Origin of the sequence: Kitasatospora sp. NPDC127060, from assembly GCF_042724935.1 — a bacterium.
Classification (GTDB): Bacteria; Actinomycetota; Actinomycetes; order Streptomycetales; family Streptomycetaceae; genus Kitasatospora.
The window spans coordinates 79,990-92,872 of sequence record NZ_JBHXEG010000028.1 but is presented as its reverse complement, the minus strand read 5'-3'; the positions used below and the strand labels follow the sequence as shown (position 1 = coordinate 92,872).

13 protein-coding genes are annotated in these 12,883 nt (G+C 73.4%); 5 read left to right on the top strand and 8 right to left on the bottom strand.

The window, feature by feature from the left end:
• Positions 1–189 precede the first annotated feature (189 nt).
• Together ACFWIS_RS17970 and ACFWIS_RS17965 are read right to left on the bottom strand one after the other, a co-directional pair.
• Positions 190–591: a VOC family protein gene (locus tag ACFWIS_RS17970; RefSeq protein WP_380450946.1), complete on the bottom strand. Its 402-nt coding sequence runs from the start codon at positions 589–591 to the stop codon at positions 190–192.
• 72 nt (positions 592–663) lie between these two features.
• On the bottom strand, positions 664–1,098 hold the full coding sequence (locus ACFWIS_RS17965) for a winged helix-turn-helix transcriptional regulator (protein ID WP_380450944.1): 435 nt from the start codon (positions 1,096–1,098) through the stop codon (positions 664–666).
• Positions 1,099–1,198: 100 nt separating this feature from the next.
• Here ACFWIS_RS17965 and ACFWIS_RS17960 point away from each other — a divergent pair, with 100 nt between their 5' ends.
• Positions 1,199–1,864: an NADPH-dependent F420 reductase gene (locus tag ACFWIS_RS17960; protein WP_380450942.1), complete on the top strand. Its 666-nt coding sequence runs from the start codon at positions 1,199–1,201 to the stop codon at positions 1,862–1,864.
• A 186-nt stretch (positions 1,865–2,050) separates the two neighbouring features.
• Here ACFWIS_RS17960 and ACFWIS_RS17955 read toward each other — a convergent pair whose 3' ends face one another.
• The gene (locus tag ACFWIS_RS17955; RefSeq protein ID WP_380450940.1) at positions 2,051–3,016 is read right to left on the bottom strand and encodes an ABC transporter substrate-binding protein; all 966 of its coding nucleotides are present in this window, start codon (positions 3,014–3,016) and stop codon (positions 2,051–2,053) included.
• 195 nt (positions 3,017–3,211) lie between these two features.
• Positions 3,212–4,000 (bottom strand): MerR family transcriptional regulator, encoded by a 789-nt coding sequence (locus tag ACFWIS_RS17950; protein WP_380450938.1) that lies wholly within the window; start codon positions 3,998–4,000, stop codon positions 3,212–3,214.
• A 201-nt stretch (positions 4,001–4,201) separates the two neighbouring features.
• Here ACFWIS_RS17950 and ACFWIS_RS17945 point away from each other — a divergent pair, with 201 nt between their 5' ends.
• Genes ACFWIS_RS17945 through ACFWIS_RS17935 form a run of 3 tightly spaced genes read left to right on the top strand, consistent with a single transcriptional unit; the run spans position 4,202 to position 7,832 of the window.
• Positions 4,202–5,893, top strand: a complete 1,692-nt coding sequence (locus ACFWIS_RS17945) for a flavin-containing monooxygenase (protein ID WP_380450936.1) — start codon at positions 4,202–4,204, stop codon at positions 5,891–5,893.
• The gene (locus tag ACFWIS_RS17940) at positions 5,890–6,930 is read left to right on the top strand and encodes an alpha/beta fold hydrolase (protein WP_380450934.1); all 1,041 of its coding nucleotides are present in this window, start codon (positions 5,890–5,892) and stop codon (positions 6,928–6,930) included. Before ACFWIS_RS17945 ends, ACFWIS_RS17940 begins: the two co-directional genes overlap by 4 nt.
• The gene (locus ACFWIS_RS17935) at positions 6,927–7,832 is read left to right on the top strand and encodes an SDR family oxidoreductase (protein ID WP_380450932.1); all 906 of its coding nucleotides are present in this window, start codon (positions 6,927–6,929) and stop codon (positions 7,830–7,832) included. Before ACFWIS_RS17940 ends, ACFWIS_RS17935 begins: the two co-directional genes overlap by 4 nt.
• A 79-nt stretch (positions 7,833–7,911) precedes the next feature.
• Here the strand turns inward: ACFWIS_RS17935 and ACFWIS_RS17930 are convergent, their stop codons facing one another.
• Positions 7,912–9,306 carry a PLP-dependent aminotransferase family protein gene (locus tag ACFWIS_RS17930; protein WP_380450930.1) on the bottom strand — a complete coding sequence of 465 codons (1,395 nt, stop codon included), beginning with the start codon at positions 9,304–9,306 and terminating at the stop codon, positions 7,912–7,914.
• 90 nt (positions 9,307–9,396) lie between these two features.
• On the opposite strand from ACFWIS_RS17930, the gene ACFWIS_RS17925 reads away from it, so the two are divergent.
• On the top strand, positions 9,397–10,068 hold the full coding sequence (locus ACFWIS_RS17925) for a LysE family translocator (RefSeq protein ID WP_380450928.1): 672 nt from the start codon (positions 9,397–9,399) through the stop codon (positions 10,066–10,068).
• Between the two features lie 124 nt (positions 10,069–10,192).
• Here ACFWIS_RS17925 and ACFWIS_RS17920 read toward each other — a convergent pair whose 3' ends face one another.
• Genes ACFWIS_RS17920 through ACFWIS_RS17910 form a run of 3 tightly spaced genes read right to left on the bottom strand, consistent with a single transcriptional unit; the run spans position 10,193 to position 12,863 of the window.
• Positions 10,193–11,215 carry a serine hydrolase domain-containing protein gene (locus ACFWIS_RS17920; RefSeq protein ID WP_380450926.1) on the bottom strand — a complete coding sequence of 341 codons (1,023 nt, stop codon included), beginning with the start codon at positions 11,213–11,215 and terminating at the stop codon, positions 10,193–10,195.
• Entirely contained in the window at positions 11,212–12,147 is a 936-nt protein-coding gene (locus ACFWIS_RS17915) for a DUF6895 family protein (protein WP_380450925.1), read from the bottom strand. The genes ACFWIS_RS17920 and ACFWIS_RS17915 overlap by 4 nt, the downstream gene beginning before the upstream one ends.
• Positions 12,144–12,863, bottom strand: coding sequence for a hypothetical protein (locus tag ACFWIS_RS17910; RefSeq protein ID WP_380450923.1), 720 nt, complete (start codon positions 12,861–12,863; stop codon positions 12,144–12,146). Before ACFWIS_RS17910 ends, ACFWIS_RS17915 begins: the two co-directional genes overlap by 4 nt.
• Positions 12,864–12,883: the final 20 nt, after the last annotated feature.

Below are 12,883 nucleotides of genomic sequence, written 5' to 3'. Positions count from 1 at the left end.
GTGTGCGGACCACCGTCGCCCCCGCCGTCGTCCGTGCTCGACTGCCCTGCGGGGCCGTGGTTTCGGGTGGCAGACGGTGGGGTGGCCGACGGATGGCTGGATGGCTGGATGGCTGGATGGCTGGATGGCTGGATGGCGGGCGGGCTGGCTGGCGGGCGGGGCGGTGGAGGTGGCGGGTGGAGGCGGTGGTCAGGCGAGATCCTGGGCGACCTCCCAGACGTGTCCCGCCGGGTCGGCGAAGGCCGCCGTCCGCCGACCCCACGGCCGGTCCACCGGCCCGTTCAGCAACGCGACTCCGCGCTCGGCCAGTTGGGCACAGGCCGTGTCCACGTCCGGCACCCGGACCGTGAGCAGCGCCCGGACCCCCGTGGCGGGCGCTGCCACCGGGGCCGGCTCGACCAGTTCGGGCGCCTGGTCCGCCGCGAGCAGGTTGACCAGCAGGTTGCGCAGCCGGACGACGGCCGAGACGTCGTCCTCGTAGATCACCGGGACGCCGAAGACCTCCTGGTAGAAGGCCTTCGTGGCGGGGACGTCCGCCACGAAGAGCGTGATGACTTCCAGTTCGTCCAGATCGGTGTGATCGGTGTGCACGGGTGCCTCCGGTTGTCGCGGGTTCACGGCGAGGGTGGCACGGGGGACTGACGGCTCGTCGATGTCGCTGCGTCAGTTCGCTGCTGCGGTGCCGATGTAGCGGTCCTGGGCGGCGAGGACGGCGTCGGCGTGGACACCGGCCCAGGCGCCGAGCGCGCGGATAGGACCGAGCAGCGCGACGCCTGCCCCGGTCAGGGTGTAGTCGACGCGGGGCGGGGCCTCGGCGTAACGGCGGCGCTCCACCAGGCCGTTGTACTCCAGCCGTCGCAGTGTTTCGTTGAGCACCTTCGGGCTGATTCCGCCGATCCGGTCCAGCAGCGCGCGGGGGCGCATCGGGCCCTGTTCGCCGAGGACGTACACCACCACGCTGTCCCAGCGGTTGGCGATCACCTCGAAGGCCAGCCGGGCGCGGCAGTCCGCGGCGAACACCCTGCCGCCCAGGTCGCTGCCCGGGGCGCCGTCGGGGGCGCCGTCCGGCCGGTCTTCGCTCGCGTCCTCGGTCCGCATGCCGTCATCCTGCCCGATCCGTTGCACACCCGGCGGTGTGCATCGACCCCTCTAGCGTCCGGAGTACGGCACAGGACGTGATGTGAGGAGTGGATGGACCATGCGGATCGGCATTCTCGGGACGGGATCCATGGCGGCCGCGCTCGGCGGGGCCTGGGTGCGGGCCGGGCACGAGGTCCTGGTGGGCGGGCGGGACGCGGACGCGGCCCGGAAGCTCGCCGGGGCGATCGGCGCCTCGGGCGGCGGTGGCCTGGCGGAGGCGGCGCGGTTCGGGCAGGCGGTGCTGGTCGCGCTGCCGGCCGGGGTGGCGGAGCAGGTGGTCGGCTCGCTGGCCGGCGAGCTGGCCGGGCGGGTCCTGCTGGACTGCACCGTGCCGATGGCTGCGGGCGCGGGCGGGCCGACCCTGACCACGGAGGGCGGCACGGACTCCATCGCCCGGAGGCTCGCTTCGGCAGCTCCGGTGGCGCGGGTGGCCAAGGTGTTCGGGATCTGCCACGAGAGCATCTGGTCGCTGCCGCGGCCGAGCTTCGAGGGCGCACCGCTCGGCGTCCCGTACTGCGCGGACGATCCGGCGGCCGGTGCGCTGACGGCCGAGTTGGTGGGCTCGATGGGCTGCACGCCGGTGCCCTGTGGCGGGCTCGACCGGGCCGGGCTGCTGGAGGCGGCGGCGGTGTTCGCGATCGGGGTGTGGTGGTCCGGCGGCGAGGCCCGGGAGGTGTTCCCGTCGCCCGCGCTGGCCCCGGGGGCGGTGGACGACGTCGCGTAGCGGGGGAGGGTCGGGAGCCGGGAGCCGGGAGCCGGGAGCCGGGAGCCGGGAGCCGGGAGCCGGGGGGCGGCCGACGGGAAACAGGGAACGGATGGCAGCGAACGGATGACGGATGACAGATGACAGGGAACAGATAACAGATGTTGAAATCTGTCATCTGTTCTTCGTTCGGTGATCGTCCCGCCGTCAGGCCAGGTCCTTGCGGATCTGGTCCAGGACCAGCCCGGCCCCGGTGTAGCCGATGCCGAGCATCCACAGGTTGTCGTCCACCTCGAACACCCGGCCGTTGCGGACGGCGTCCAGGTTCTTCCACAGTGCGCCCTCGGTGATCCTGGTGTGGTCGGACTTCGCCGGGTCCCCGTACACCGAGTAGAAGATGACGTCGGCCGCGGCCTGGTCCACCTGCTCGGGGCTGATCTCCAGCGAGAAGCCGGGCTTGCCCTGGTTGGCCGGGCGGCCGAGCCCGAGGTCCTTGAACAACGAGCCGACGAAGGTGTCGTCGAGGTAGAGCCGGGTAGGGGCGCCGGCCAGGAAGCGGGCCATCTCGACCCGGGTGGCCGCCGCCTTGGCCGGCCCGCCGAGCGCGGTGACCACGTCCCGCAGTTTCGTCCGGTACGCCGCGTCCGCCGCCGCGACCTCGGTCTGCCGGCCCAACGCCTCGGCGTGCAGCCGGGCGTTCTCCTGCCAGGTCGGCCCGGTGGTCCTGGACAGCACGGTGGGCGCGATCCTGGACAACTGGTCGTACCGCTTGTCGTCGCGGACCTGGTTGCTCAGGATGAGGTCCGGCCGCAGTGCGGCGATCGCCTCCAGGTTGGGCTGGCCGATCGCGCCGACCGGCTTCGTCCCGGCCAGCCGCTCGGCGGGCAGGTACCCGGGGAAGGGCGCGCCCGCGCTGACCGTGGTGGCGCCGACCGGGCTCAGGCCGAGGGTGACCACCGAGTCCAGGGCGTCGGTGTCCAGCACCACCACCCGGCTCGCCCGGGCCGGTACGGCGCTCTCGCCGCGCGCGTGCCGGACCGTCCGGGTGTCGCCGGAGCCGGACGAACCGCCGCCCGGGGCGGGGGAGCCTGACCCGCAGGCGGTGAGTGCCAGGCCCGGGGCGAGCCCGGCGGCGAGGCCGAGCGCGGCGCGGCGGCTGAGGGTTCGGGGCATCAGCGGCTCCTCCAACGGGCGGGCCTCCAACGGGCTGGCCTTCAGCGAGCGGGCCTTCAGCGAGCGGGCTTCAACGAGCGGGCTTCAAGGATCCGGCCTCCAGCGGGTGGGCCTCCGCCGGGCGGAACCCCCCACCGGTCGCCTCCCCCAAGTGGCCTACGGGGCACCGGAATCCCTGCCCGCCCGGTGGCCCCGCTACGCCTCGGAGCCGTACTCCCGTCGCTGGCGCAGCAGTTCGTGGTACTCGGCGCGCACCCGGCGGTCCATCGCGAGGGTGAACTGGGCATCGGCGACGGTACGGGCGAGCGGTCGCACCCGCAGGATGCGCTCGGTGAGCCGGGCCGCCTCGCCGGGTGCCAGCGGGGTGTCGCCGGAGAGCGCGCTGAGCAGGTGCTCGCTGACCACCTCGATGAAGATCTCGGCGATGGCGTCGACGTGCTCCCGGGTGCGCCGGGAGGCGTCGAGGACGGCGGAGAGCGGCACGCCCTCGGCGACCAGCTCGGTGGTGGCGTCCATCAGTCGGCGGCTGACGTGGGTGATCCCGTCGTCCTCCACCGTGATGTAGCCCTGGGCGATGGACTCGGCGGTGTTCTCCTCGGTGAGCTGGTCCCCGAAGGCGGCCTTCAGCTCGTCCCACTCCAGTCGGACCGGGGTCTCGTCCGACCAGGGGGCGACGATGGCGGCCTCGAGGCCGATCAGCTCGGCGACGTCCCGCCCGCTCTCGCCGGCGCCGATCAGTTCGGCGATCCCGCCCAGGGTGTGGCCGCGTTCGAGTAGTTCGCCGATCATCCGCAGCCGGGCCAGGTGCTCCTCGCCGTACCAGGCGATCCGGCCCTCCTTGCGGGGCGGTTGGAGCAGTTTGCGCTCGCGGTAGAAGCGCAGGGTGCGGGTGGTGATCCCGGCCGCTTCGGCCAGTTCCTCCACCCGGTACTCGCGTTTTCTGTCGCCCGCAGCAGCTCTGACCTTGTCCACGGCGATCAGCATAGGTCCGTGGGGTCGGCCCGGGAGCGTGCGGGAGCTTCGGGAACTTCCGGCGAATCCGGGCTGTCGCGCTTCTTCCATCCGGTGTCAGCAAGGGCTACCCTGCCAACCATGCCAGTGATTACTGGCGCGATTGGCAGGGTTCCGGGGTGTCCTCCCCGGAAGAGCGTGACGACCACCGCCCCACCCTCAGGAGGAGGCCGCATGGCATCCAGCAGCAAGCGCCCACGCTCCGGCGAGTCCGGTGCGTCCGGTGCGTCCGGTGCCACGGGCGCGTCCGGAGGCACCGACGCGACCGACCCCGATGCTGCGGCGGAGGCCGTACCGCACGTACGGGTGGCCGTGATCGGCTCCGGCTTCGGCGGCCTCGGTGCCGCCGTCCGGCTGCGCCGCGCCGGGATCACCGACTTCGTCGTGCTGGAGCGCGCTGACTCCGTCGGCGGCACCTGGCGCGACAACAGCTACCCGGGCTGCGCCTGTGACGTGCCCTCGCACCTCTACTCCTTCTCGTTCGCGCCCAACCCCGACTGGCCGCGCAGCTTCTCCGGCCAGCCGGACATCCGCGCCTACCTGGAGAAGGTCGCCACCGTCTTCGGCCTCCGCCCTCATCTGCGCTTCAACACCGAGGTTCTGGAGGCGCGTTGGGAGAGCGAGCGGGCCCGCTGGCGGATCACCACCTCGGCCGGCCAGTGGACCGCCGACGCCGTCGTCTCCGCCGCCGGACCGCTCGCCGACCCGCAGATCCCCGACCTGCCCGGCCTGAGCACCTTCCCCGGCAAGGTGTTCCACTCCTCCCGCTGGGACCACGACTTCGACCTGGCCGGCAAGCGCGTCGCGATGGTCGGCACCGGGGCCTCCGCCGCCCAGATCATCCCGTCGATCCAGCCGAAGGTCGGCAAGCTGACCGTCTTCCAGCGCACTCCGGCCTGGGTGCTGCCGCGCCGCGACCGCGAGATCAGCCAGCTGGAGAAGTGGCTGCACGACCGCCTCCCGGTCACCGCCAAGATCCGCCGGGGAACCCTGTTCGCCCTCCGCGAGATCCAGGTGGACGCCTTCGTGCGCCGCCCCGGACTGCTGCGCGTCGTCCAGCAGATCGCCGAACGCCACATCGCCCGAGGCATCGCCGATCCGGCGCTGCGCGCCAGGCTCACCCCGGACTACCGGATCGGCTGCAAGCGCATCCTGCTCAGCAACACCTACTACCCGGCGCTCGCCGCCGCCAACACCGAGGTGGTCTCCTCCGGCCTGCGCGAACTGCGCGGCTCCACCCTGGTGGCCGCCGACGGCAGCGAGCACGAGGTGGACGCCATCGTCTTCGGCACCGGCTTCCACGTGACCGACATGCCCATCGGCGCCCGGGTGTTCGGGGCGAACGGGACGAGCCTGGCCGAGGAGTGGAAGGACGGCATGGAGGCGCTGCGCGGCTCGACCGTGCGCGGCTTTCCCAACCTGTTCTTCGTGATCGGCCCTAACACCGGCCTCGGCAACAGCTCGATGATCCTCATGATCGAGTCCCAACTGAACTACATGATCGACGCGTTGACGACGCTCGACTCGGTCGGCGCGACCGCGATGCAGCCCACCGTCCGCGCCCAGCGACAGTGGAACCTGGAACTCCAGCACCGGATGGACCGCACCGTCTGGACCACCGGCGGCTGCCGTAGCTGGTACCTGGACCCGAGCGGCAAGAACACCGTGCTCTGGCCCGGCTCCACCACCTCCTTCCGCCGGGCCACCCGCAAGGTCGACCTCGGCGAGTACGAGCTGATCATGCGCACCGCCCCGAGCGCCGCCCGTCCCACCGCCCGTCCCACCGCCGGAACCGCTTCCGGAACCGCTTCCGGAACCGCTTCCGGAACCGCTCCCGGAACCGCCGTCCAGGAGGCCACCGCATGACCGCCGTCCACCTGCCTGCCGAGTACGTACCGCCCACGCCCGTCGAGGAGTTGAGCGTGCGATCGGCGGACGGCATCCGGCTGCACGTCGAGGTGCACGGCCAGCCCGGTGCGCCCACCGTGGTGCTCTCCCACGGCTGGACCTGTTCGACCGCCTTCTGGGCCCCTGTGATCCGTGAACTCGCCGACCGCTACCGGGTGGTGGCCTACGACCAGCGCGGCCACGGCCACAGCGAGATCCCGCCCAGCCGGGCCCGCTACTCCACCCGGGCGCTCGCCGAGGACCTGGCCGCCGTGCTGGCGCGGACCGTCCCGGCGGGGGAGCGGGCGGTGCTGGCCGGTCACAGCATGGGCGGGATGACCATCATGGCGGCCGGCGGCCGGCCCGAGGTCGCCGAGCGCACCGCCGCCAACCTGCTGATCTCCACCGGTCCGGCCGAGCTGCTCGCATTGCTCACCGTCCTGCCGAAGGGCGTCCGCGCCCCGGGCCTGCGGCGCTTCCTGCACCGGCAGCTGCTGCGCTCCCGGATGCCGCTCGGACCGGTCTCCGGCGCCAGCCGGGCCGCGCTCAAGTACGCGATCATGGGGACGGGTTCGACCGCCGGACAGGTCGAGGCGACGGCCCGGATCGTGCACGCCTGCCCGACCGGGGTCCGCTTCCACTGGGCCGGAGTGCTGGAACGGCTGGACGTGCGCGCCGGTCTCGGGCGGATCGCCGCCCCCACCGCCGTGGTGGTGGGCACCGCGGACCGGCTGACTCCGCCGGTGCACGCCCACCGGATGGTCGCCGAACTCGCGGACCCGCAGGGCCTGTTGTTGCTGCCCGGGGTCGGGCACATGGCGCCGCTGGAGCGGCCGGTGGAGATCGCCGCCGAGATCGACCGGATGGCCTCCGCCTACCTGAGCCCCGGCCGCGCCGCCGACGCGGCCACTTCCGCTTCCGCTGTCGGTCCCGCTGCTGTTCCCGCGCCCGCTTCCGCTGTTGACGCGCCCGCTTCCGCCTCCGCTTCTGCTGTCGAGAGGACCACCGTCGCATGAACGCCATCCCGCCGTTGTCCGCGCAGGTCGTGGTGGTCACCGGGGCCGCCCGTGGAGTCGGAGCCTCGCTGGCCCGCAAACTGGCCCGGCGCGGGGCCAAGGTCGCGCTGCTCGGCCTGGAACCGGAGGAGCTGAAGGCCGTCGCGGCCCAGTGCGGCGCGGCCGCCACCGCGTGGGAGGTGGACGTCACCGATCTGGAGGCGCTCAGCGACGCCGCCGACCGGATCAAGGAGCACTACGGGCGGATCGACACCGTGGTCGCCAACGCAGGGATCGCGATCGGCGGACCGCTGGCCGACAGCGACCACCGGGCCTTCAGTCGGGTGATCGAGGTCAACCTGCTGGGCAGTGTCGCCACCGCCCGGGCCTTCCTGCCGGCGCTCACCGAGAGCCGGGGCTACCTGCTGCAGATCGCCTCGCTCGCCGCGCTGACGCCCGCACCGTTGATGAGCGCCTACTGCGCGAGCAAGTCCGGGGTGGAGGCCTTCGCCCACTCGATCCGCGCCGAGGTCGCCTATCAGGGAGTCAAGGTCGGTGTGGGATACCTGAGTTGGACCGACACCGACATGGTCCGCGGCGCCGACGAGGACGCCGTACTGAAGCAGATGCGCAGCCGGCTGCCGTGGCCGGCCAACAAGACCTATCCGCTGGAGCCGGCGGTGGAGCGGATCGTCGCCGGGATCGCCCGGCGCTCCGCCCATGTGTACGCCCAGGCCTGGCTGCGAGGGATGCAACCGGCGCGCTGGCTGCTGCCCGGCCTGATCGCGGTGGTCGGCTCCCGTGACGTCGCCAGGCTCGCTCCGCAGCTGGCCGCCACCGCCGCCTCCCGGCTGCGCGCCGTCGGGGCCGGTGGCGCCGCGGACACGGCGCTGCGAGGGGACCGGGCGGGGGCGGGGGACTGACGGGCGATGGATGACAACTGACAGCTGACGGAGAACGGATAACAGATGACAGGTGACAGATTTCGAAATCTGTTACCTGTCATCTGTTATCCGCCAGTCGTCCGCCGTCCGCCGCCACCCCGCCGTCCGCCCCCGCCCCGCCCGCCCCCGCCGCGATCCCCGCCAGTACCCGCAGGGCCCACCCCAGCACCGGCAGTGGCGGCGAGGCCAACCCCACCCGCACCGCCGACGGCGTGCTCCGCGGATCCACCGCGAAGGCCGTCGCGGGTGTCACCGAGATCCCCGCCCGCCTCGCCGCCGCGACGAAGGTCTCCGCCCGCCAGGCCCCGGGCAGCTCCCACCACAGGTAGAACGAGCAAGGGTCCGCCCGCAGCCGCTGCCCCGCGAGCGCCTCCCGGGCCAGCGCCTGCCGTGCCGCCGCGTCCGCCCGCTTCGCCGCCGCCACCGCGGCCGCCGTCCCGTCCCCGATCCAGCGCACCGCCGCCTCCAGCGCGAACCCGCTCGGCGCCCACCCGCCGGTCCGCAGCGCACCGGCGACCTGGTCGCGCAGCCCGTCCGGGACGACCGCGAACCCGGTGGTCAGCCCGGGGGCGAGCCGCTTGGACAGGCTGTCGACCAGCACCGTTCGCTCGGGTGCGAGCGCGGCGAGCGGGGCCAGCTCGGGGCGGAGGAAGGACCAGATGCCGTCCTCGACCACCGGCAGGTCCAGCCGGCGCAGCTCCCCGGCCAGCGCGACCGCCCGCTCCGGCGGCAGGCTCACGCCGAGCGGGTTCTGCAGCCGGGGCTGGACGTACACCGCGCGCAGCGGCGCCGTACGGTGGGCCGCCGCTACGGCGTCGGGCAGCAGCCCGTGTTCGTCGACGGCGAGCGGCACCAGCCGGATGCCGAGCCGTTCGGCCATGGCCCTGACCACCGGGTAGGTGAGTGCCTCGACCCCCAGTCGCTGCCCGGGCGGTACCAGCGCGGCGAGCGCCCCCGCGACGGCCTGCCGTCCGTTGCCCGCGAACAGCAGCTGCCGGGGGTCGGCGTCCCAGCCGCCCGCCCCTGTCGACAGCAGCTGCGCGAAGGCCCGGCGGGCCGGCTCCGCCCCGGTCGCGCCGACCGGCCGCAGCGCCTCGCCGAGTGCGTCGGCCCGGAGCAGCGGTGCCATCGCACCGGCCAGCAGTTCGGCCTGTCCGGGCACGGTGGGGTAGTTGAGCTCCAGATCGATCGGCGCGTCAGTGGGCTCGGCGAGGGCGATCCGGCCGCCGTCCGCCTCGGTGGCCCGCCCGGCCCGGACGAAGGTGCCGCGCCCGACCTCGCCGATGGTCAGCCCGCGCCGGACCAGTTCGCGGTAGACCCGCCCCGCCGTCGAGGCGGCGATGCCCCGTCCGCGGGCGAAGGCCCGCAGGGTGGGCAACTGTTGGCCTGGCCGCAGCCGTCCGTCGGTGATGTCGGCGGCGAGCTCGTCCGCGATCCGCCGGTAGTCGTCCATCGGTCTCCAACCCTTTGTCTCTCGGGAGGCATTGCACCGAGTTCAAAGTCATCATTGCATCGAGCCGACTCCGCACCCTAGCCTCCTCGCATGGACCACCTGGACACGTTGACATCAGCCGTGGACGGCCACGCGGTGCTCGGCATCGCCGCCGTGGCCCTGGGCATGGTGCTGTCGCCGGGGCCGAACATGATCTACCTGGTGTCGCGCTCGATATCCCAGGGCCGCCGCGCCGGCCTGGTGTCGCTGACCGGCGTCGCCACCGGGTTCCTGGTCTACCTGGTCGCGGTGACGGCCGGGGTGGCGGCGGTGTTCTCGGTCGTCCCGGCGCTGTACACCGCGATCAAGCTGGCCGGCGCGGGCTATCTGCTCTGGCTGGCCTGGAAGGCGGTCAAGCCGGGAGGTACGGCGGTCTTCGCCCCGCAGCAGCTGCCGCCGGACTCGCCGCGCCGCCTGTTCGCGATGGGCTTCCTGACCTGCCTGCTCAACCCCAAGATCGCCATCATCTACATCTCGCTGCTGCCCCAGTTCGTGGCGCCCGAGCGCGGCCATGTCGCGCTGCAGAGCCTGGTGCTGGGCCTGACCCAGATCGTCATCGCGGTCAGCGTGAACGGCCTGATCGCGATGAGTGCGGGCAGCATCGCGGGCTTCCTGAACCGCCGCCCGGTCTGGCTACGCGTGCAGCGCTACGTGATGGGCACCGTCCTGGCGGGCCTCGCCCTGAACATCGCCGCCGACCGCGCCAAGGCCGTCGCCGTCTAGAGCCTGCCCGGCCGGTCGTGCGCCCGGCAAGATCCGCCGGACACCCCCGCCAGCCCTGGCCCCGCCAACCCCGGCCCGGCTAACCCCGGCCCCGCCAGCCCTGGCCCCGCCAACCCCGGCCCGGCTAACCCCGGCTCGCGGCCCGAAGTACCTCGTAACCCGCCTGGATGAAACGCCCGTTGAGCGATGGGCCGGTGTTGGCCAGGGCGGCGACGGCGGTCGGGCCCTCCGGCGAGAACCCCACGAAAGCGGTGAACCCCCGGGTGCCGCCGGAGTGGAAGTAGAGCTCCCGGCCGCCTGAAATCCGGTGCTGCCAGACCAGGCCGAGCCGGTCCGTCGAGTGCGGAAGCCGCAGCCGTAGTCGCTGGACGTCCCGCAGGGCGGCTCCCAACTGCCCGTTCCCACCGTCGAGATGGGCGCGCAGGTAGCGCAGCAGGTCGGCCCCGCTGGAGCGGACCGCGCCCGCCCCGGGCAGTCCGGGGATGAGCCAGGGCGGCAGTGCCCGTCCGCGTCGGTACCCCACGGCGCGTTCCGGCGCGTCCGGTGCGCAGGTCGTGGCGTGGAGCCCCAGTGGCCGGCAGATCCGCTCGGCGAGCAGTTCCGGGTACGGCGCCCCGCCGGTCTCGGCGAGCAGCCGGCCGAGCAGTCCGACCCCGTAGTTGGAGTACCGGTACCGGCTACCTGGCGGGCAGCGTAGGGTGGTTCGGGCCACCGACCTGCGCAACTGGTCGTCGCCGAAGGCGGCGTACGGGTTGCCGGTCCAGTTCGGGACGGCCGCCGCGAGCAGTCCGGGCGGCAGCCTCGGCAGGCCGGAGGTGTGGGTGGCCAGGTGCAGCAGCCGGATCGGTTCGCCGGAACTCGCCCGCACCGGGCGCCAGTCGGGCGGAAGGCGGCGCTCCACCGGTTCGTCCAGGGCGAGTTCACCGCGCGCGGCCAGCTCGGCGAGCAGCAGCGCGGTGAACGTCTTGCTGACCGAGCCGAGTTCGAAGACGCTGTCCGGTGTGCACGGGGCGGACCGCTCGCGGTCGAGGTGCCCGTCGCAGTGGACCTCCTCCCGCCCCGCGTGCGCCACCGCCACCGTGACGGCGGTGGCGTACGGTTCGGCGGCCCGCAGCGTCGCCGCGACCGCCGTGTCCAGCCCGCTCAAGTGGCCACCGGTGTGCCGCCGAGCGCACGCGAGAGCGCGACGGTGGCGGCCACCACCCCGACCACGGCGGTGTGTCCGTGATCGCGGAAGGCGTCCTCCGGGTCGTCGTACTCGGGCGCCGACCCCTCGCACGGGATCAGTCCGTCCGGCTGCTGGACCGCGGCCAGGGCCTCCCAGCCGACCCGGCCGGTGACGGGCTCCCCGATGCACGAGTCGACGATCAGCAGTTCGCCGGCGAGGTCCCACTGCTCGATCTCCAGCCAGATGTCGAGCCAGACCGGCAGCCAGTCGCGCAGGTAGTCGCGCATCGGTTCGGGCAGGCACTCGGGCCGGGCGCCCCAGTCGGTGACGTGGAAGACGGTGTGGGTGACGTGGTAGGCGATCAGCCAGGCGATGGTCCACGGCTCGGGGAGGGCGCCGAGCCAGGTGGCCCCGGCGAGTGCGTTCCAGTCCGGCCGGGGTTCGAGGCCCGCGATCCGCCGGGCGTTGGCCAGGGCGAGCCGGCGGTTGCCGGGGATCTCGACGGCGTGCACGGAGCGGAGGCGGCCGAGCGAGTTGAGGAGGTCCTCCAGCGCGGCGTGGCGGTAGCCGGCCCGGGCGAAGTGGCCGTACGTCTCCAGCGGGTCGATGACCGTGACGTGCCGCAGTTGCCGTTCGTACAGCAGGTCGCCGCCCCGGAGTTGGGCCCAGGCGGCTTCGAGGAGCGCGCGGGCGAGCTCGGTGTCGTGCGGGCCGGTGATGCCGTCGCGCAGTACCAGCGAGGAGGCCAGGGCGACTTCGCAGAGCGGTTTGTAGACGTCGTTCGGTTCGGCGAGGTCGATGACCGTGTTGTCCTCCAGCCGACCGTAGCCGCTCTGGTAGCCGGCGTGCAGCCAGGCCAGTGACCGGGAGCCGAGCTGTTGGGCGGTGCTGAGCACCTGGGTGTCGGTCATCTCGGAGCCCCGTTCAACAAGGCCCGGGCAATGGCGAGTTCGAGCCCGGATCGGTCCGTGCCGTCGTTGACCTGATCGATCCGGTCCAGGACGGGTTCGATCTCCAGACGCAGCGGTCGCCCGTCGGCGTGCGCCCAGGCGAGCCAGCGGGCGAGCCGGACGGAGGTGGTGGCATCGCGCCGCAGCACGGCCCGGACGGTGCCGCGGGCGAGGTCCAGGGTTCCCGCACGTACGGTGTCGTGCAGCGGGCCGTCCAGCCCGGGCAGGGCGAGGACGGACAGTTGCGCCATCCTGGCCGACCAGAGCCGCCAGCCGAGGCGTTCCCGGTCGGGCGGCGGCGTGGGCGGCCGGGCGGAGGCCGGGGTGCCGTCCCCGAACGGCGTGCGGGAGAGCAGCCGGTCGGCCGCCCAGTCCTGCCACCCGATCACGACTGCCGCGCCCTCGGAAGCGGGTGCCGGCGCCGGGAGCGCGCGTCGCGCCTCGGCCAGTAGCGCGGCGGTGGCGGTGTCGGGCTCGGCGCCGGAGATCAGCTGCGGGGCGAACAGGTCGGCGCCCAGCACCCGTACGGCGGCCAGCAGCGGCCGGGGTACGACGGTGTCGGGATCCGTGAGCGCGGCCGCGCCCCCGCCGCCCCGGAGGGCGTCGAGGGTGCGGCCTGCCACTCGCTCGACCGCCGCGGCGTACTCGTCACGGAGAGGAGTCTCGGCGAACGGCATGGTGAGGTGCTTCTCCTTCA

What these genes read in the sequence shown, in the direction of transcription:
- ACFWIS_RS17925 (WP_380450928.1), top strand. Translation starts at nt 9,397, where the DNA reads ATGGACCACCTGGACACGTTGACATCAGCCGTGGACGGCCACGCGGTG.
- ACFWIS_RS17945 (WP_380450936.1), top strand. Translation starts at nt 4,202, where the DNA reads ATGGCATCCAGCAGCAAGCGCCCACGCTCCGGCGAGTCCGGTGCGTCC.
- ACFWIS_RS17965 (WP_380450944.1), bottom strand. Translation starts at nt 1,098, where the DNA reads ATGCGGACCGAGGACGCGAGCGAAGACCGGCCGGACGGCGCCCCCGAC.
- ACFWIS_RS17935 (WP_380450932.1), top strand. Translation starts at nt 6,927, where the DNA reads ATGAACGCCATCCCGCCGTTGTCCGCGCAGGTCGTGGTGGTCACCGGG.
- ACFWIS_RS17910 (WP_380450923.1), bottom strand. Translation starts at nt 12,863, where the DNA reads ATGCCGTTCGCCGAGACTCCTCTCCGTGACGAGTACGCCGCGGCGGTC.
- ACFWIS_RS17930 (WP_380450930.1), bottom strand. Translation starts at nt 9,306, where the DNA reads ATGGACGACTACCGGCGGATCGCGGACGAGCTCGCCGCCGACATCACC.
- ACFWIS_RS17950 (WP_380450938.1), bottom strand. Translation starts at nt 4,000, where the DNA reads ATGCTGATCGCCGTGGACAAGGTCAGAGCTGCTGCGGGCGACAGAAAA.
- ACFWIS_RS17915 (WP_380450925.1), bottom strand. Translation starts at nt 12,147, where the DNA reads ATGACCGACACCCAGGTGCTCAGCACCGCCCAACAGCTCGGCTCCCGG.
- ACFWIS_RS17940 (WP_380450934.1), top strand. Translation starts at nt 5,890, where the DNA reads ATGACCGCCGTCCACCTGCCTGCCGAGTACGTACCGCCCACGCCCGTC.
- ACFWIS_RS17960 (WP_380450942.1), top strand. Translation starts at nt 1,199, where the DNA reads ATGCGGATCGGCATTCTCGGGACGGGATCCATGGCGGCCGCGCTCGGC.
- ACFWIS_RS17955 (WP_380450940.1), bottom strand. Translation starts at nt 3,016, where the DNA reads ATGCCCCGAACCCTCAGCCGCCGCGCCGCGCTCGGCCTCGCCGCCGGG.